This is a genomic window from Mesorhizobium sp. M2E.F.Ca.ET.219.01.1.1, assembly GCF_004016445.2.
Lineage (GTDB): Bacteria > Pseudomonadota > Alphaproteobacteria > Rhizobiales > Rhizobiaceae > Mesorhizobium.
The window spans coordinates 441,590-459,630 of the sequence record NZ_SADT02000007.1 but is presented as its reverse complement, the minus strand read 5'-3'; the positions used below and the strand labels follow the sequence as shown (position 1 = coordinate 459,630).

The following is an 18,041-nucleotide window of genomic DNA, read 5'->3' as shown; positions in this document are numbered from 1 at the left end:
CGGCCAATCGTTAAGCCACGCTAAACGGGCATAGGAAACAAACGGTTAATTTTCCACCCAGGCCCACAGGGTTTCTCGCCTTGTTCGCGGCATTTCGGCACCGCCGGAGCCGTCGCCAGAACGCCGCGTTAAACTTTCCAGCCTATCTATCGCCCCGGATATGACCCAGGCCAGCGACATGCCGCAAAGGCGGAGTTTCGCGCGGATCGGCCCCTTCGTGGCCACCCGCCGGAAACTGGTATTCGACTATCTCTCGGCCATCAGCGGCGCCGGCGGCCGGCTGGTGTTCTCGCTCGCCTATTTCATCGCCTTGGCCAACACGCTTTCGATCGCCGAATTCGGCATGTTCGCGACCGCCTCTGCCGCCGGCATCATGCTGTCGCGCATCCTGGCCTTCGGCTTCATCTCGGCGCTTTATCGCACCGCCACGATCCGCCCCAACCTGATCGGCACATTCACCGCCGGCTTCCTGCTTCTCGGCGTCCTGTCGCTGCCGTTCCTCGCCGCCGCCTCCTACATCGTTTACCTGATCTTCTTTGCCAACACCGTGCCGCTGTCAGCCTTCGCGGCGATCGTCTTCGCCGAGGCGCTGTTGTGGCGGCCGGTGGAAGTAGCGCTGATCGTCAACAACGGGCTTGGCAAGTTCGGGCGCGCGGCGGTGCTCGCCATCCTGGCGACGGCGCTTCGGGCGGTCGGCGCGATCCTGTTCATGCTTGCCGCGCAGCATACAATCGGCGTCTGGTCGCTATTCTACATCGGCGCCAATGCCGCTTCGCTCGTCGTCGCCTTCGTCTTCTTCTATCCGCGCCAGCGGCTGAGACTGCGCGCCGAGCTCTATTTCCGGCGGCTCGCCGATTCCGTCTATGTCGCCGGGTCCGAGGTGCTGTTCTATCTGCAGATGGAGTTCGACAAGCTCTTGGTGCTGTCGATCGGCGGGCCGCATCTCGCCGGCATCTACGCCATCATCATGCGGCTGGTCGATCTCACCGCGATCCCGATCCGCACCTTCTCGATGATGCTGGTGCAGCGCATGATGCGGGCGCCTGAGCTCCTGTCGCGGCTGGCGGTCAAGAGCGGCATCGAAGGCGGCGTGTTCCTGGTCTCGACGCTGGCGCTGGCGTCGATCGGCATAATCCTGCACTTCTTCCCGAATGCGCTGGGCAAGAACGTCGCCGAGGCGGCGCCGCTGGTGGCGCTGGCGGTCTGCGTGCCTGGACTGCGCAACCTCGTCGAATATCAGGCCGAGCTGCTCTTCGCGCGCGGCCAGACGGCGGTGCGGGCGATCAATCTTGGCTTGCTCGCCGGCCTGAAGGCGGTTCTGCTCACCTATGTGCTGACGACCATCCCCGACACGGCCAATCTGGTGCTGTCGCTCAACATCGTCTTCCTGCTGCTTTATCTCGCCTCGATGCTTTTGACTTATTCGGCCATGCGTCGACCGGCCAAGGCGATCTGATGTATCTTTTTTGGCAACCAAGGTTGCCGTTCGTTTGATCGGGCGGACCTTTTGCAAACGTTTGGGATCGGGGCGAAGTCCTCAAGGTCGTCATTCCAGGGCGGAGCAGGAGCGAAGCTCCGTCGCGGAGACCCTGGAATCCATTCCGTGACCAGTGCCGAAGAATGCAGCGGAGCAGAATTCTGTACCGTTATGACACTTCGAAGTAACGGCATGGATTCCAGGGTCTGCGCGCGTCGCTTCGCTCCTTGCTCCGCCCTGGAATGACGACGAGAGGATCGTCTCCGCCAGTTCCCAACGTCTCGGATCTATCAGAACTATCAAAGCCCGATCAGGCGGCGGATGCGGCCGATGTCGGTGCCGATGAAGGACTGCATGCCGATCGCCACCTGTTCGGGCGCCATGGTGTCGACGAAGCGGCGGAACTCGTCATCCGAGAGCGGCTCGCCGTTCCAGTGGACGCGGCAGAATTCCTCCGAACCGTGGAAATGGCCGGCGCCGACGAGCACGTCGTCGACATAGCGGCCATAGATCATGCATTCGGAAAATTTTCGCGCCGAGCCGAGAACGCCGACCCAGTCGCGGCCATGCACCTTCTCAATGCGCTCGCACATCGCGTTGACCGTCTCGCGGCGCCAGGCGATCAGCGTCGAGATGTAGTCGTGGCTCGACGCGACAGCAGGATCGATGCCGAGTGCCGTGCCGGCATTGCGCGACCAGATGCGATGCTCGTCGTGTCCGTTGTTCGACAGCACGCCGTCGCGACGGAACAGCCGCACCTTGCCGTCGCGCCAGAAGGCGCCGGTATCGAATGGCTTCAGGAAGGCGACGTCGGAATCGCAAAAGACCAGCACGTCTTCCTTCGCCTGCCCGGCAATGGCGATGCGGCGAAGCTGCTGCACGTGCCAGCCGCGCAGCGGCTGCGTTTTGAAGCTCAGCCAGATGCGGCGGCGGAAGCCGCTCAGCGGATCATCGAACACGCGCAGCCAGCGCGGCAACAGATCCCGCTCGTCGACGACGCTGCGGCGGCTGCCCTCCAACTGGCGAAACAGCGCGACGTCGTGATGCTCGGTCAGGATGTAATGATGCGCCATGCCGGTGACGTGACGATCGATGGTTTCGCACAAAAGCCGGCAGCGCTCGAAATCCGGCGCGTAGCTCGCCGTGACGATCGCGGCCGAGGGTGTGCGCGGCAGCGGTTCGATTTTGGTCGCGGTATCCGGCACGAAGCGGCTGTTCACCGGCGCGCCTCCAGCGGTCGCGGTCCGAGCGACAGCTTCTGCCTGACGACGCGCCACAGGAAGACGGGATTGCCGACGATATAGCGGCGCCACAGGCGGCCGGGTTCGATCCAGAGGCGAAACAGCCATTCAAGCCGCAGCCGGCGCAGCCAGAGCGGCGCGCGCGGCACCGAGCCGCTCATGAAATCGAGCAGCGCGCCGACGGCGACCGGCAGCGTGCAATGGCGGCTGTCGATATGGCGCTCGATCCACAATTCCTGGCGCGGAACGCCCATGGCGACGAGCAATATATCGGGCCGCAGCCTGGCGATGCGCTCGAGGATCGCCGGCTCCTCGGCGGCGGAGAAGAAGCCTTCATGGATGACAACGAAATTGTGCTGCATGGCAAGCGTCGACAGCTTCGCGCATGCGGCTTCGGCGTTGGCGCGCGTCGTGCCGAGCAGCGCCACCGTCAGCGGATGCGACGACGCCTGCAGGAAGGCCGGAATGAAATCGGTGCCGTTGAGGTTGCTCGGGAATGGCTCGCCGTAAAGCAGCTTCGCCGCCATATCGACGCCGACGCCATCGGGGAGGATGAGGAAGTTTTCCAGCGCCTCGGCAAAGACCAGGTCGGTGCAGGCCAAGTTGGCGTTGTGGGCGTTGAGGAAGCTCACCTTGGTGAAGCGGCGCTCGTCGATCAGCCTGGTGAGCAAGGCGATGGCCTCGTCCCAGCGAATGGCCAGCACAGGAATGCCCAGGATGGTCTTGAGCGTATCGAAGCCGAAGGCGGCGCGCGCGGTGTGCATGTTCATGCGGCGACCTCCTGCCTGACGGCGCCGAGCTTCTCCAGGCCAAGCGCGATCGCGGCGTCGAGCGCCTTCAACTGGCGGCGGTGGAAGGCGCTGCCATCGACGTCACGGACATTGGCGGCGGCCGCCTGGAGGGCGGCGGCGAAGGCGATCGGATCGTCGGTCACCACGCAATTGTCGGGGTGATAGCCGATGCCGCGCAGCGAGCGGCTGGTGGCGACGGATGGCAGGCCGAGCTCGAAGGTCTCGATGGTCTTCAGCTGCACGCCGCTGCCGGCAGTGCTGATCAACGGAACGACGGCGCCGCCACGCACGAAGGCCCGCGCATCCGGGACCCTGCCGACGAAGGAAACGCCGGGATGAGCGGATGTCACGCCGGAAGGCATGTTGCCGGCGATCCTGATGCGGAAATCCGGCTTCAGATGCGGCACGACCTTGGTCAGGAACCAGTCGAGCCCGATGCGGTTGGGCTGCCAGGTCCAGGTGCCGATCAGCGCGGCGTCGCAATCGATATGTCGCTTCGCCTTTATCGGCGCCTGCGCGCGGGTCACCAACGGCAGCACCGCCGAGCGTGTGTCGGAGGCGACGCCGAGTGCCGCGCGGTCTTCCTCGGCCAGCGTGAAGACAAAGCGCGCCGCGCCGCAAAGGCGCTCCTCCATGATCTTGAGCAGCCTGGCCTCGCGGCGGAACATCCAGCGCTGAAGCGCGCTGCCGGCCGCAGCCGCATTTTCCTCGGCCGAGCGATGCTCGACATTGTGCGCCACGAAGACGAATGGACGGTCGGCAAGAACCTTCTCGAAGGCGCCGGCGAACTGCACCGAATTCAGGACATAGCCGTCGAAGGGACCGGCGCGATCGATGGCGGCGCGCAGCTCAGCGTCGGAGACAACGCGCAGCTTGACCGAGGAGAAGGTAAGGCCGGAGGAAAGCGCCTTGCCCAGCCAGGAAAGCTTTTGCAGCGGCGAAGCGCTTTCGGTGCGGACCTCGACGGCGTCGAGCACGATGGTGTTTTGCGGATCGGACGGGGTCTTGCCCGGCCAGATGAAACCGATGACCGTCACGCGCACGCCGGCGCGCTGCAGCGCATCGATGATCGCGGCATTGGCAATCTCGTAGCCCGAGGCGAGCGCGCCATCGGGCACGATCGATGTGGCGAACAGCAGATGCATCTCACCTATCCTTAGGTGCAGCCGGTAGCAAAACGCGGTGAAGCCTTGATTAAATGGCACCGTCAAAGGCCAAAGACCCGGCTTTTCCGACAGCCGGGCGAGAAGGTGATTAACGAAACGTTATCACCGCGATGCTATCGAGGGCGCAAACCCACGCTGCTCAAAAACGGATGATCCCTTTGCCGTCCGACGCTTCTGTATCGATCGCGGGACGGTCACCGGGGCTCGCCGCCGAGAGCGTCGAGGTGGTGGTGACGCTGCCCACCTTCAAGCGGCCGCAGCAGGTGCTGGAAACCCTGGCTTCGCTCAAAGCGCAGCGGACCGAAAGGCGCTTCGCCGTCATCGTCATGGAAAACGAGGCCGAGGCGCGCGAGGGCGCCAAGGCAGTGCTGCCGCTATTCGAAAGCAGCGAGATGCCGGGACTTGTAATCGTCGCGCATGAGCGCGGCAATTGCAGCGCCTACAATGCCGGCTGGCAGACGGCGATCCTGCAATTTCCCAACTTCAAGTACCTTCTTGTCATCGACGATGACGAGATCGCCGAGCCGGACTGGCTGGAGCGCATGTGCAAGGCCGCCGAGACGCTTCGCGCCGACATCGTCGGCGGCCCGCAAGTGCCGGTCTTCGCCGATCCGAGCCACGTCAGATGGGCGGAACACCCGGTGTTCGCGCCGCCCTACCGGGAAACCGGTCGCGTTCCGGCACTCTATTCGTCCGGCAATTTGCTGGTGGGGCGCAACGTGCTCAAGGCCATGGGACCGCCCTTCCTCGATCTCAGGTTCAATTTCATGGGCGGCGGCGATTCCGACTTCCTCAGCCGTTCCGCGCAGAAAGGCTTCGTGCTCGGCTGGTGCGCCGAGGCAAAAGTCAACGAGACCGTGCCGGCGCGGCGCGTCGAGGCCGATTGGATCCGCGCCCGCAGCCTGCGCAATGGCGTGATCTCGACGCTGGTTGAAAGGAAGAAGCGCGCCGGCACACCGCTTGCCGGCGTTAAAGTTTTTCTCAAAAGCCTGGCGCTGCTCGCGGCCTCGCCGCTGCGCGGGGCCATCCGGCTGGCGCGAACCGGCTCGCTGACGAGCGGCCTCTATCCAGTCTATGTCGCGCTCGGCCGGGTGCTTGCCGAATTCGGATATGCCAATGAGCAGTACCGGCAGCCTGAGAAGAATTGAGCGCGCGCCGCTCGGCGCCGCCTTCACCAGGGAAGGTGTGGCGACGGCTATCGCCGCGCTCCTGTTCACCGTCATCATCGTCTCGTTTCGGCCGTTCCAGCCGGCCGGCGCGGAACTGACCGGCGACGGCGGCGACATTGTCAACCAGCTTGGCTTCGGCTCGCTCGGCGCCCTCTCCATCTTCTCGCTGCTCGCCTTTGCCGACCCGCGCGTGGTGCGCTCGCTGGTCAGCCCATCCTGGGCGCTGATGCTGGGCTTCTTCTTCCTGTCGGTGGTGCTGGCAACCGATCCGCCCGCGGCGATGCGCGCCGCCTCCTTCACCATGATCGGCATCATCACCATGGCGACGATCCTGGTGCTGCCGCGCGACGCCGTTTCCTTCGCCCGCGTGATCATCTTCACCGCCGTCGTGGTGATCGGCCTTTCCTATATCGGCCTGGTCGTCTTCCCGCATGAGGCGCTGCACACCGCCGATTCGCAGGAGCCGGAGCATGCCGGCCTGTGGCGCGGCGTCTTCACCCATAAGAACATCGCCGGCCCGGTGATGGCCTGCTTCAGCTTCGCGGGGCTCTATCTGTTCCGGCGCGGCCAGCGCTGGTGGGGCGCCAGCATCTTCTGCGCGGCGATGATCTTCATGCTCCACACCGGCTCAAAGACGACCGCCGGACTGGTGCCGTTCTCGATCATGATCGTCGTGCTGCCCAGCCTCATCGGCATGCGGCTCGGCACGCCGATCCTGTTCGCGCTGGCCATCGTCGCGACCGCGGTCGGCACGCTCGGCATCGTCTTCATCCCGCCGGTGAAGCATCTGGCGGCGATCTATTTCCCCGATCTCACCTATACGGGACGCACGACCCTTTGGGAGTTCGCCGGCGAGATGCTGGCGAAGAAGCCGTGGACCGGCTACGGCTACGAAAGCTTCTGGGGGACGCCGCTTTTGCTCAACCAGGACCAGCCCTTCGACCGGCCCTGGGATATCCGCACCATCGTGCATGGCCATGACGGCTATCTCGACATCGCCGTGCTGATGGGCATCCCGGCGCTGTGCGTCGCCGTCTACACCTTCCTGATCGCCCCGTTGCGCGACTACATGCGCATCCCGGCGCGCAAGGAAAACATCTTCCTCGGCGATTTCTTCATGATGGTGGTGCTGTTCACGGCGCTGAACGGCTTCCTGGAAAGCTTCTTCTTCCACCGCGGCGATCCGGTGTGGCTGTTCTTCGTGCTCGGCGTGCTTGGCCTGAGACAAGTCTCGCTGCGGCCGATCCCGGTTCGCCTCTCGCATTGATCCTGGCCGATCGGCCTGCGCCAAACTGGACTTTCCCGGTGCCCCTCTAGCGTCTAAGGAGAACCTTTACGGAGGTTTTCATGACGATCAGGCTCGTTCTCGCCGGTTGCGGCAATATGGGTTACGCCATGCTCTCGGGCTGGCTGAAATCCGCCAAGCTCGAACCATCGGCGGTTTTCGTGGTCGAGCCCAATGCGGAACTGCGCCAGCGTGCCGAGCATCTCGGCTGCCGCGCGGCCGCCGAGGCCGCGGGCATTCCGGCCGATGCCGTTCCCGATCTGGTCGTCATCGCCGTGAAGCCGCAGGTGATCCGCGAGGTGACGGCTGACTACAAGCGCTTCGGCGACGGCAGGACGACTTTCGTCAGCGTCGCCGCCGGCACCCCGGTCGCCACGTTCGAAACTATCCTCGGCGAGCATGCACCGATCGTCCGCTGCATGCCGAACACGCCGGCTGCGATCGGCAAGGGCATGATGGTGGTGTTTTCCAATCCGCTGGTCTCCGACGACGTGCGGCGCTTCGTCCTTGAGCTGCTTTCGGCAAGCGGCGTCGTGACGACGATCGACGACGAGGGCCTGATGGATGCCGTGACGGCCGTCTCCGGCTCCGGTCCGGCCTATGTCTTCCACTTCATCGAAGCGCTGACGGTTGCGGCCGAGAAGGCCGGCCTGCCGGCCGAGACAGCCAAGCTGCTCGCCATGCAGACCGTTTTCGGGGCCGCCTCGCTCGCCGCTGAAAGCGACGAGGAGCCCGGCGTGCTGCGCCAGCAGGTGACCAGCCCCAACGGCACCACCGCCGCCGCGCTTGCGGTGCTGATGGGCGAAGACCGGCTGACGAAGCTGGTCACCGAAGCCGTGGAAGCGGCGCGGCTCAGGTCGATAGAGCTGGGGAAGTGATCTTCGCCCCATACAGCATCTCGTCCTGGAGCTTGCGCAGGGCGTAGAGTCTCGTCGTCTGGTCCGGCGCTGCATTGTCCGCCGTCAGCAACTCACCTTTCCTGACCGGCTTCAGCACCTTGCCGCCTTCGAGCAAGCCGACCGGGACGGCGCGGTTCGCCCGGGCATCGGCAATGGTCATGGTCCAGGAGCGGTAGCAGGTTTCGCCGATCGAATCGAAGGTCTCCCCGGCGGCAAGGTCGCGCTTGGCGACCGAGCAGACCTCCGCCACCGGCCTCGGCAGGGGCACCATGTCGGGCTTGCCGTAGAGCATGATGCGGGCGGCGGTCAGCGGCACCTCCAGCGAAGTCAGATGATAGGGCCGGAACAGGCCGTAATAGGGGCCGCGGCCGACATGGAGATCGTCCATGCGCTCGACGACGCGCGGATGCATCGCCTCGACGATGACGAACACGCCAGGCGCCACACCCTTGCCGATCGTGTAGTCGACCACGCCTTTCCGGGAGAGCAGGCCGCCGTCCTCTTTCGGGATCAGCACCTTGGCCAGTTGATCGCGATCGGCCTTGGGGCCGTGCATGCCCGGGACATCCGGGACCAGGCCGGTGGCGTTGGCGATGGCGCACATCTCGACCATGGTCTTCGAGCCGTCGACGAATTCGACCAGCATGCGCGGGTTCATGTTGCGGCGCGCCGCCTCTTCCCGGTAGTCGTCCGGAACGGCGTCATGGTTGAGCGGATTGTTCTTGCCCTTGCCCGCCGCGACGACGCTTAACCCAAGCGCCGAGGCGAATTCGATGAGTTCCATGCAGCTTGACGGCTCGTCGCCCGCGCCGACCGAATAGATCACACCCAGCCGGTCGGCCTGCTGCTTCAGGTAACAGCCGATGGTCACGTCGGCCTCGACATTCATCATCACCAGATGCTTGCCATGCTCCATGGCTATCAGGTCGAAATCGGCGGCGACGCCCGGTTTGCCCGTGGCGTCTATGACGACGTCGATCAGCGGATTGGTGACCAGCATCTCGTTCGAGGTGATGGCGATCCTGCCGCCCTCGATCGCCTGGGTGACCTTGGAGGCGGTTTCGGCTTCGGCGGCCATCGCCTCGTCGCCATAGGCGATGCGGATCGCCTCGCGGGCGGTGTGCGGGCGCCGCGTGGAGATGGCCGCGATCGTTATGCCCGGCATCAGCATGCCCTGCGTCACCAGATCGGTCCCCATCTCGCCGGAGCCGATGACGCCGACGCGCACGGGCCTGCCCTCGGCGGCGCGACGGGCAAGATCACGGGCAAGCCCGGTCAGGACGACATTGGTCATGCAAGAAGATCCACTGCTTTTTGATCCGGCTCGCAATACAGGGAACGATCACCGTTTGCCAACCAAACCAGCCGGACATGGCGATTTCTTGCGCATTGTTTGCAAAGGCGCAGCAGATTTCCCGGGAGCTTGTATCCAGCGGCCGCACGATTCGCCATTTGTTTCAGGCCATTAACCATTGCAGCCCGCTTTGAATCAAAAATCCCCCGCCGCAGCGCGCCTATTTTCTGTGCCATTTTTGCTACAGGCTTTGGCCCTAATGCCCTGAATCGCACTTTTAAAGCGTGTCTAATCCATTATGCACTCACATCCTCGAAAAATCTGATAGATACTGCCCGCAGGCTCCGGTGGCAGGCTTGGGCAATAAGCGCCGATAAAAAAATAGATGGCGCGGGGATAGTCACGGGGTAGAAATGACCAGGACGGGTAAGGTTACCGTCGGCTGGCGCGTCGCGCTTGCCATTACGGTGTCGATGCTGGCTTGCGGTAGCGCCAGCGCACTCACGCTCAAAGAAGCCGTTGCCGTCGCAGTGGAATCCAATCCGGAGATTGGCCAGGCGATCGAAAACCGCGAAGCGATCGAATTCGAGCTGCGCCAGGCGAAAGGCCTTTATCTTCCGAGCGTCGATCTGGAAGCGTCGACAGGCGTTCGCCGCCTGGACAATGATACGCGACGCGCGCTCGACGAGGATCACAAAGCCCTCTATCCGAACGAGGCCGACCTTACCGTCTCGCAGACACTTTTCGACAGCGGCGCGAGGCGGGCGGAACTCAATCGTCAGGCCTCGCGGGTCGACGGAGCTTCCTTCCGGGTTCTGGAGCGGTCGGAGTTCATCGGGCTCGCGGTCGTCCAGGACTATCTGGAATACATGCTGCAGGCTTCGATCGTGCTCGAGGCCAAGAAGAACCTTGGCTTTCATCAGTCCATTCTCAGCGACATCAAGCAAGGCATCGCGGGCGGCGCGCTCAACGACGCCGACCGGCAGCAGGCCGAGGAACGCCTTTATGCCGCCAAGGCGCGGATGCAGGAGGCAACCGAAGAACTCGAGGCGGCCAAGATCCGCTTCTTCAAGAATGTCGGCAAGCCGCTGACCAGCCCATCGCGGCCGGCCGATGTCTCAGCCGCCCTGCCGCGGTCGCTGGACGATGCGATCGGGCTTGCCAGGCAGAACAATCCGCGTGTCCACATGGCCAACAGCGATATCGACGCGGCGGCTTCGCTGGTCGACGCGGCGCGGGCGAAATACGGTCCGACGATCACCGCCGAGGGTGTTGCCCGCGGCGGGTACGATATCGATGGCGATAATGGCGACACCAGCGACCTGCAGGCTCGGGTGGTGCTGCGCTGGAATCTGTACCGCGGCGGCATCGACAAGGCCAACGAGCAGGAACAGATCCGCCGCACCAGCGAGCAGCGTCTGGCGCTGCATCAGGTGCTGCGCGAGATCGAGGAAGCCGTCCGCACCTCATGGGACCGCAGGTTCCGCCAGGCGGAACTGGCACAGACGCTGCGACAGCAGGCGGCCACCAACGAAAAGCTCGTGGCTTCCTATCGCGAGCAGTTCAAGGTCGGACAGCGCTCGCTGCTCGACGTGCTCGATGCCCAGAACACGCGCTTCAACACCGCGACGCTGGCCGACACGTCGTCCTACGCGTCGCTGTTCGCGGAGTACCGGCTGCTGGCCGCAACCGGGGAATTGCTGAAGACACTCAACATCCAGCCGGCCAAGCAGTCCGCGGCCTACGCTCGTGAGGAATTCGGTGTGCCGGCTACGGCCGATACCGAGACTTATGCGCGGACGCCGTCGGAGCAGAAGAACGATCTGCCGTTCGACATCCTCGCGCCGGTCAGGAAAAAGTAGCCGATGTAAGCATCGATCCCTCAGTCCTTCGGGGCGGATCGTGAACCAGCAACCTCATATCCTGTCGCCCAAGGAGGCTTTCAAAGCCTGCTTCTGCGCCGTTGCGGCCTATCTCGGCAGGCCGAGCGCGGAAACGGTGCTGTTTGCCGGCGTGCCGATTTCGGAGACGCGCATCGAGCCGGACGAAATCCGCCATCTGGCCGAGCGCATCGGACTGGAGGTCCAGGATTTCAGCCATCGCGATTTCCTGCGCGGCCGCTTCGATCTTCCGGCGATCGTCTTCCGCGTCAGCCAATTGCCGGTCGCGCTCCTGGCGGAAATCGAGGGCGGGCAATATCTGACGGCGCCCCAGGAAAACGGACGCACCACGATCGACAGGGCGGAACTCGCCGAAAACTACATCAGCGGCGGCACGTCCTTTTCGATCACCTATGCCAACACCGCCGAAGAGATGACCGTCGGCACAGCCGCGCGGATCGAAAGACGCCACTGGCTGACCGGCACCATGGGGGCGTTCTGGCGCACCTACTCCAAGGTTGTGCTGTCGGCGGTCTTCATCAATCTGCTGGCGATCGCCTCGCCGATCTTCACCATGAATGTCTATGACCGCATCCTGCCGAACAAGGCGATCTCCACGCTTTGGGTGCTGGCGCTCGGCATCGGCGCGGCCATCCTGTTCGACCTGCTGCTCAAGACGGCCAGGGCGTCGCTGATCGACTATGCAGGACGCAAGGCGGACCTGCGGATATCCTATCTGCTGTTCGAGAAGGTGTTGAATTCCTCGCTTTCGGCCCGGCCCGGGTCGACCGGTGAATATGCAAACCGTGTCACGCAATACGAGTTCGTGCGCGAGTTCTTCACCTCGAACACCATCAGCGTCTTCATCGACACGGTCTTCGTGTTCGTCTTCCTGGCTGTGATCTATGCCATTGGCGGCTGGCTGGTGATCATACCGGCGCTGGCTTTCGTCATCTCCGTCATCGTCGGGCTGATAACGCAGCGGCGGATCGGCAAGCGAGTCGCGGCCTCGATGAACGAGGCATCCCAGCGCCAGGCCCTGCTGGTCGAATCCATTTCCACGCTGGAGACGATCAAGTCGCTGCGCGCCGAGGCCTATCTGCTGCGCAAATGGGGCGAGCACTCGAAGAATGCGGCCAACACGTCGGAGAAGATCAAGGAGCTCTCGGCGGCTGCGGGCAACATCACCGGCGCCATCCAGCAATTCGTGACGGTCGCCCTGGTCGTTGCCGGCGCATATGCCTTCTCCGAAGGACAGGTCTCGACGGGCGCCATCATCGGCACCGTGATGCTGGCCGGCCGCGCCGTGGCGCCGCTCGGCCAGATCGCGATCACGCTTGCGCGTTTCCGGCAGGCCATGCTGTCGCTCAGGATCATCAACACGATCATGTCGCAGCCTGAGGACCGCCCCGACACGGTCGGTTTCGTCAACCGGCCGATCCGCAGCGGCGCGCTCGTCTTCAAGAATGTCGGTTTCGCCTATCCCGGCACCGAGAACGAGGTTCTGAGCGGCCTCAACATCGCGGTCAAGCCTGGCGAGCGGATCGGCATCATCGGCCGCATCGGTTCCGGCAAGACCACGATGGGCCGGCTGATCGGCCGGCTTTTCCTGCCGACGTCGGGGGAGTTGCTCATCGACGGCATCGACATCCGCCAATACCATCCGTCGGAGGTTCGCGCCGCGGTCGGCATCGTCGCGCAGGCCGGCGACCTGTTTTCGGGAACCATCAAGGAGAATCTCTTGATGGCGGCGCCGGAAGCGACCGACGAGGAGATCATCGACGCGGCGAAGGCCGCGGGCGTCGACGACTTCGTCTCGCGGCATCCGCGCGGCTACGATATGAATGTCGGCGAGCGCGGCACCAATCTCTCGGGCGGGCAAAGGCAGTCGGTGGCGATCGCCCGGCTGCTTTTGACGAAGCCGAAGATCGTCTTCCTTGACGAGCCGTCGGGTTCGATGGACCTCGCCTCGGAACGGCAGTTGATCAAGCAGCTCAAGGTGGCATTCGACCGCGACACGACGCTGATCGTATCGACCCATCGCTACAGCATGCTGGAGCTGGCCGACCGCCTCATTGTCATCGATCAAGGCCGCGTCGTCGCAGACGGGCCAAAGGAACAAGTCATCCAGGCACTGCAAAAAGGCAGTGCCTGACCGGAACGCAAACATGCTTGCAAGGGAAGACCGGCCACCTCTTTTCGCCTCGGCGTCCGTCTACATCGTCGGCGCCCTGTTCGTGTGCTTCACGGGCTGGGCATCCTTTGCCGAGGTGGACGAGATCGCGCGCGGCGACGGCAAGGTGATACCCGCCTCGAAGACGCAGGTCATCCAGGCTAGCGAAGCCGGCGTCGTGCAGGAGATCGCCGTCCAGATCGGACAGACCGTCAAGAAGAACGACCTCATCATCCGTCTCGACAATTCGGGCAACACGTCGAGCCTGGGCGAAGAGAAGGCCAAGGCGCGAGCGCTGCAGGCACGCATCGCGCGGCTGCAGTTCGAGCAGAGCGGCAATGTCGAAGGGTCCTTCCCCTGCCCCACGGAGATCCAGACGGTCGCGCCGGAAATCTGCGACAACGAGCAAAAACTGCTCGTCGCGCGGCGCGACAATTTCGAAGTCAAGCTGTCGGTTCTCAAATCGCGCCTCGACCAGCGCGAGAAGGAGCTGGACGAGGCCACCGCCAATTCCGACCGCCTGTCCAAAAGCCTGGCCGTGACCGACCAGGAAGCGGCGCTGGTGGAACCCATGGTCAAGAAGGGCTTGATGGCCAGGACCGAGCAGATCCGCGTCGAGCGCGAGCAGACGGACCTGCACGGACAGCTGACGCTGGCCGGAGAGACCATCAAGAAGACCCAGGCGGCAATCACCGAGGCGCAGCTTCAGGTAAACGAGCTCGGCCTGCAATTGCAGCAGGAAGCGCTGAGCGACCTGACGCAAGCGCTGGCCGATCTTTCCGTCGTCGACGAAACCATCCGCGGCGCCACCGACAAGGTCGCGCGCACCGATATACGCTCGCCGGTCGACGGCATCGTCAACACGCTCGACGTCAACACCCTCGGCGCCTTCGTGCAGCCGGGCGCGGTCGTGGCCGGCATCGTGCCGACATCCGAGACGCTGCTGGTCGAGGCACGGGTTTCGCCGCGCGACGTCGCCTTCATCCAGCCGAACCAGGAAGCGCTGATCAAGGTCACGGCCTATGACTTCTCGATCTTCGGCGGCATCGAGGGCAAGGTCTCCAACATCACCGCCGACAGCCTCGTCGACCAGAAGACGGGCGAACCCTACTACCAGGTGCGCGTGGCCACCGAGAAGTCGACGCTGACAAGGAACGGCAAGACCTATTCGATCATCCCCGGCATGATCTGCTCGGTCGACATCAAGACCGGACGCAAGACGATCCTCAATTATCTCTTGAAGCCGATCAACAAGGCGCGTCAGGAGGCGATGAGTGAGAGATAGCGCCATCAGCTCCGGCACTCCGCGCGAACGGCTGCTGCCGGCGCTCGTGGCCGAGGATTTCGGCCCGGAATTCCGCGTCGTGGCGCGCGGCGGCGTACGTCGCGGCATCCGGCTGGAACGCGCCTTCTGGGTGTCGCTGAAGCACATGGCGGAAAGCCGCAAATGCACGATCGGCATGCTGGTCGAGGAGATCGCCGAACATCATCCGGACCAGGGCAACCTCACCTCGGCGATCCGGGTCGCCTGCATGCGCGGCCTCGCCGAGGAAAGCATGGAGCTGCGCAAGCTCGCCTCGATCCGCACGATCAACGCGATCCTGGTCGCATGCCCCTCGCCCGCCTTCGCGCTTTCGTCGTCCAAGAAGATCCTGGCCTTCAACACGCCGTTCCAGCAACTGGTAAGGCGCCAGTTGCCGAGCGCGCCCGGAGAGGATGGGCGGCAGGATTTGAAGCTGGCGCTCGATCTCAACGTCACCGACATCTTCGCCAGGCTCGACGCCAATGGCGAAACGCCGGTGACCAGCGGCTTCGTCATCGGCGCCGGCGAGCGGCGCTATCGTGGCCAGCTCAGCGCCGTGCGCGCGCCTGTCGCCGAACCGGAACTTCTGATGGCTTTCGTCTTCAACGGCTAGAGCCGGTCGGCCTAGTGCTTCGATGCGACAGTTGGTTCCGGCGAGCCTTCGCCGGGCGCCACCGTCGCAAAGCCGCCAGCGATGTCGGCGATCTGCGCGCCGGACTTCGACCCGTGGATCCAGGCGCGATCGGTGCTGAAGGAATAGAGCGGAACATAGTCGGGCAGATCGCTGTCGCGCAGGACGGCGTTGCCCAGGCTGTCGAGGATGAAGGCGCCGCTTGCCGTGCTGACCGACAGGACTGCATGGAAGAACTTGCGGCGGCGATCCTGGAGCACCACCAGCGACATGCTCTGCGCCGGAATGCCGGCCCTGAGCAGCGCTGCCATCTTGAGTATGGCGAAGTCCTCGCAATCGCCGGCGCGATGTTCAAGGATTTCCGAAGGCTTTGCCCAATAGTCGAGCTTGCCGTAAACGACGCTGTCCTTGCGATAGGCGATCAGGCGGTTGATGCTCGAGTTGACGAAGGATAGCTTGTCGCGAAAGCCCTTGCCCGCGGCAATGTCGATGATCTCGGAGAATGCCGGGCTCTCGCGATCGCAGGCGCTGCCCGCCGTGCAGCCTACGATGGCGTTGTAGACGGGAGCCCAGCGCGACGCGACCGGGAAGTTGCGCATCGACAGGGCGACGGAGCCGAAAACACCGGGAATGATCGAGGCGGTCTGGATCGGGTCGATGCCGGGATCGGCCTTGGCGCCGGAAAGCGCTTCAACCTCGGCCGCCGGCGCGTAGCCAGCAGAGATGTCGGCGATGCGGTATACGGCGGCTGGCTGCCGGGACTGCGGCCGGGCCAGCGAAACGCCGCCGAGGCTCGCCGGCGCAACCACCTTTTGCAGCACCGGATCCGGCCCCGAATCCACGCTGGCGGATGATGGATTTGCCAGGCCGGCAAGGCCGACAGCCAGCAAGAGAACCTTGATCCCCGTCATTCCCGGGGCCGCTTTTTGTATTTTCATAACGCCCACCTTTGACTGTGGACGCTACCAATCTTGTCTCAAATTATCGGAAAGGAAGGTGGGTAAATTTCCGCGAATCACTCTATTCTATTTTCGATCAAATTTTATTCAAATTTATACTTTCATTGACCAAACCGGCGCCGAGCCAAGCAGCCGATCCCGGGGCCCTTAAGATCATACATAATGGAGTATATCATCGCAATTTACCAAGTGTAAAAAATGCGATTCTCTACATATTTGAATATATGAAATAGATGAAAGGTCTGTTGCAAAGTCCGGGCCTGACATGTCTCTTTCCGGGAAATGCCGGAGGGGCTTGAGCTATGACGACCAATATCGAATTCGACGCCGTTTCAAATTCCTGGGACGAGCACACCAGCGCCGCTGAAAACCATAACCCGACGGGTGTCCAGGTCGCGCAGGCGACCACCGGCCAGGCGGCGAGCGAGCCCGTGCCGGTCGACGTCGGCAGCGGCGCGCCGGCACAGGGCGCGGCCAACACGCCGGCTGCAAACCAGCCGGCAGCCAATGCGAATGCCTCCAACGCTCCGGCTTCCAATGCCGCCCAAGGAAACGCACCGGCCGCAAACGCGCCGGCGGCGAACACCGCGGCTGAGAATGTACCGCACGAGTATCATGCCGAAACCGGCAATGTCGTGAAGCTCCCGGCCAACGTCTCGATCGACAACATCAAGGTCGACGGGCACAACCTCGTGCTGGTGCAGCCCGACGGATCCGAGATCGTCATCAAGGACGGCGCGCTCAACGTGCCGACCTTCATCATCGGCGATGTCGAGGTGCCGCGCGTGGCCCTCATCGCCGCCCTCGAGGCGAGCCATGTCGATGTCGCCTTCGGCGCCGACGGCTCGATCTCCGCCGGCGGCAACGGCTCGCCGAGCAGCGCGGGCGGCAATTTCGAACAGCCTCCGGGCGGCATCGGCGACGGCTTCGGCCTTACCGCCCTTCTGCCGCCGACGGACCTGGCGTTCGGCCAGCCGGAGCATCGCGAGCTGTTCCCGGGGCTGGTGCAACCGGACTCCACGCCCTCGATCGGGGTGATCGGAGCAGCGAGCGTCAACGAAGCCGGCCTGCCAGCCCGTAACGGTGAACCGGCCGGCTCGGATTCCGCTTCCAATTCCGAGACCACCTCCGGCAGCATCGCCTTCACCTCGCCGGATGGCGTGTCGCAGGTCACGCTCGGCGGCCATGTGCTGACCACAGTACCGCAAACCTTTACCGATGCCACGGGTTCGCTGACCGCAAGCTATATCTTCAATTCGGCTACCGGTACCGGCACGATCAGCTACACCTACACTCTGCTCGACAACACTTCGGGCGACAACACGAGTGTCAGCCTCGGAGTCGGGGTCGTGGACTCCGACGGCGATGCGGCACCTCCCGGAACGCTGGTGATCAACATCATCGATGATGTCCCGACGGCTGTCGCCGATACGGATGCAGTGCCTGCGGGTTCGCACGCCGAGATCGACGGCAACGTCATCACCGGCACGGGCAGCGACGGCAATGCGGCGGGCGCGGACGTCAGGGGCGCGGACGACGTGACGGTGGTGGGTGTCGTGGTTGGCGATACCGGTGCGTCGCTGGATAATAGCGCGACCGTGGGAACGGTCATCCAGGGCACTTACGGCAAGCTGACGCTCAACGCCGACGGCTCCTACAGCTATGTGCGCGACGCCGGCACCCAGGGCGGCCATGACGACGTCTTCACCTACACCATCAAGGACGGCGACGGCGACCTGTCGCACACCACGCTGACCATCTCGATCGGCGACT

Annotated in this window: 15 protein-coding genes; 9 read left to right on the top strand and 6 right to left on the bottom strand. The window is 63.8% G+C overall.

All coding sequences use genetic code 11. From position 1 onward, the window contains the following. Window positions 1-160: 160 nt before the first annotated feature. Entirely contained in the window at window positions 161-1,456 is a 1,296-nt protein-coding gene (locus EN862_RS30700; protein ID WP_127867369.1) for a lipopolysaccharide biosynthesis protein, read from the top strand. 320 nt (window positions 1,457-1,776) lie between these two features. Here EN862_RS30700 and EN862_RS30695 read toward each other — a convergent pair whose 3' ends face one another. From EN862_RS30695 to EN862_RS30685, 3 genes are read right to left on the bottom strand one after another with little or no spacing between them, the layout of a single operon-like run. After that, window positions 1,777-2,697, bottom strand: coding sequence for a DUF6492 family protein (locus tag EN862_RS30695; RefSeq protein WP_127867370.1), 921 nt, complete (start codon window positions 2,695-2,697; stop codon window positions 1,777-1,779). Beyond that, window positions 2,694-3,488, bottom strand: a complete 795-nt coding sequence (locus tag EN862_RS30690; protein WP_127867371.1) for a WecB/TagA/CpsF family glycosyltransferase — start codon at window positions 3,486-3,488, stop codon at window positions 2,694-2,696. The genes EN862_RS30695 and EN862_RS30690 overlap by 4 nt, the downstream gene beginning before the upstream one ends. Beyond that, on the bottom strand, window positions 3,485-4,654 hold the full coding sequence (locus tag EN862_RS30685) for a glycosyltransferase family 4 protein (RefSeq protein WP_127867372.1): 1,170 nt from the start codon (window positions 4,652-4,654) through the stop codon (window positions 3,485-3,487). Before EN862_RS30685 ends, EN862_RS30690 begins: the two co-directional genes overlap by 4 nt. 170 nt (window positions 4,655-4,824) lie before the next feature. On the opposite strand from EN862_RS30685, the gene EN862_RS30680 reads away from it, so the two are divergent. The 3 genes from EN862_RS30680 (at window position 4,825) to proC (ending at window position 8,007) form a co-directional block, all read left to right on the top strand. After that, on the top strand, window positions 4,825-5,823 hold the full coding sequence (locus tag EN862_RS30680; protein ID WP_127867373.1) for a glycosyltransferase: 999 nt from the start codon (window positions 4,825-4,827) through the stop codon (window positions 5,821-5,823). Continuing rightward, window positions 5,792-7,111: an O-antigen ligase gene (locus EN862_RS30675; protein ID WP_127867374.1), complete on the top strand. Its 1,320-nt coding sequence runs from the start codon at window positions 5,792-5,794 to the stop codon at window positions 7,109-7,111. The genes EN862_RS30680 and EN862_RS30675 overlap by 32 nt, the downstream gene beginning before the upstream one ends. An 80-nt stretch (window positions 7,112-7,191) precedes the next feature. Further along, the gene (gene proC, locus EN862_RS30670) at window positions 7,192-8,007 is read left to right on the top strand and encodes a pyrroline-5-carboxylate reductase (protein ID WP_127867375.1); all 816 of its coding nucleotides are present in this window, start codon (window positions 7,192-7,194) and stop codon (window positions 8,005-8,007) included. On the opposite strand, the gene EN862_RS30665 is transcribed toward proC, so the two are convergent. Together EN862_RS30665 and EN862_RS30660 are read right to left on the bottom strand one after the other, a co-directional pair. Beyond that, the gene (locus EN862_RS30665) at window positions 7,982-9,322 is read right to left on the bottom strand and encodes an NAD(P)H-dependent oxidoreductase (protein WP_127867376.1); all 1,341 of its coding nucleotides are present in this window, start codon (window positions 9,320-9,322) and stop codon (window positions 7,982-7,984) included. The genes proC and EN862_RS30665 overlap by 26 nt on opposite strands. After that, window positions 9,319-9,558, bottom strand: coding sequence for a hypothetical protein (locus EN862_RS30660; RefSeq protein WP_127867377.1), 240 nt, complete (start codon window positions 9,556-9,558; stop codon window positions 9,319-9,321). The genes EN862_RS30665 and EN862_RS30660 overlap by 4 nt, the downstream gene beginning before the upstream one ends. Before the next feature lie 177 nt (window positions 9,559-9,735). On the opposite strand from EN862_RS30660, the gene EN862_RS30655 reads away from it, so the two are divergent. Genes EN862_RS30655 through EN862_RS30640 form a run of 4 tightly spaced genes read left to right on the top strand, consistent with a single transcriptional unit; the run spans window position 9,736 to window position 15,291 of the window. Further along, window positions 9,736-11,184, top strand: coding sequence for a TolC family protein (locus EN862_RS30655; protein WP_127867378.1), 1,449 nt, complete (start codon window positions 9,736-9,738; stop codon window positions 11,182-11,184). Window positions 11,185-11,224: 40 nt separating this feature from the next. Continuing rightward, window positions 11,225-13,357 carry a type I secretion system permease/ATPase gene (locus EN862_RS30650; RefSeq protein ID WP_127867379.1) on the top strand — a complete coding sequence of 711 codons (2,133 nt, stop codon included), beginning with the start codon at window positions 11,225-11,227 and terminating at the stop codon, window positions 13,355-13,357. Window positions 13,358-13,370: 13 nt separating this feature from the next. Then, window positions 13,371-14,660 carry an HlyD family type I secretion periplasmic adaptor subunit gene (locus tag EN862_RS30645; RefSeq protein WP_127867380.1) on the top strand — a complete coding sequence of 430 codons (1,290 nt, stop codon included), beginning with the start codon at window positions 13,371-13,373 and terminating at the stop codon, window positions 14,658-14,660. After that, window positions 14,650-15,291, top strand: coding sequence for a ribbon-helix-helix domain-containing protein (locus EN862_RS30640; RefSeq protein WP_127867381.1), 642 nt, complete (start codon window positions 14,650-14,652; stop codon window positions 15,289-15,291). The genes EN862_RS30645 and EN862_RS30640 overlap by 11 nt, the downstream gene beginning before the upstream one ends. 11 nt (window positions 15,292-15,302) lie before the next feature. Here EN862_RS30640 and EN862_RS30635 read toward each other — a convergent pair whose 3' ends face one another. Further along, window positions 15,303-16,220 carry a transglutaminase-like cysteine peptidase gene (locus EN862_RS30635; protein WP_348632094.1) on the bottom strand — a complete coding sequence of 306 codons (918 nt, stop codon included), beginning with the start codon at window positions 16,218-16,220 and terminating at the stop codon, window positions 15,303-15,305. 350 nt (window positions 16,221-16,570) lie between these two features. On the opposite strand from EN862_RS30635, the gene EN862_RS30630 reads away from it, so the two are divergent. Next, window positions 16,571-18,041 (top strand): Ig-like domain-containing protein (locus EN862_RS30630; protein WP_348632093.1); only part of this gene is annotated, 1,471 nt, incomplete at its 3' end.

Coding starts and splice junctions, on each gene's coding strand:
- EN862_RS30675 (WP_127867374.1), top strand. CDS start 5,792: ATGAGCAGTACCGGCAGCCTGAGAAGAATTGAGCGCGCGCCGCTCGGC.
- EN862_RS30665 (WP_127867376.1), bottom strand. CDS start 9,322: ATGACCAATGTCGTCCTGACCGGGCTTGCCCGTGATCTTGCCCGTCGC.
- EN862_RS30645 (WP_127867380.1), top strand. CDS start 13,371: ATGCTTGCAAGGGAAGACCGGCCACCTCTTTTCGCCTCGGCGTCCGTC.
- EN862_RS30690 (WP_127867371.1), bottom strand. CDS start 3,488: ATGAACATGCACACCGCGCGCGCCGCCTTCGGCTTCGATACGCTCAAG.
- EN862_RS30660 (WP_127867377.1), bottom strand. CDS start 9,558: ATGGCACAGAAAATAGGCGCGCTGCGGCGGGGGATTTTTGATTCAAAG.
- EN862_RS30700 (WP_127867369.1), top strand. CDS start 161: ATGACCCAGGCCAGCGACATGCCGCAAAGGCGGAGTTTCGCGCGGATC.
- EN862_RS30655 (WP_127867378.1), top strand. CDS start 9,736: ATGACCAGGACGGGTAAGGTTACCGTCGGCTGGCGCGTCGCGCTTGCC.
- EN862_RS30685 (WP_127867372.1), bottom strand. CDS start 4,654: ATGCATCTGCTGTTCGCCACATCGATCGTGCCCGATGGCGCGCTCGCC.
- EN862_RS30680 (WP_127867373.1), top strand. CDS start 4,825: ATGATCCCTTTGCCGTCCGACGCTTCTGTATCGATCGCGGGACGGTCA.
- proC (WP_127867375.1), top strand. CDS start 7,192: ATGACGATCAGGCTCGTTCTCGCCGGTTGCGGCAATATGGGTTACGCC.
- EN862_RS30635 (WP_348632094.1), bottom strand. CDS start 16,220: ATGACGGGGATCAAGGTTCTCTTGCTGGCTGTCGGCCTTGCCGGCCTG.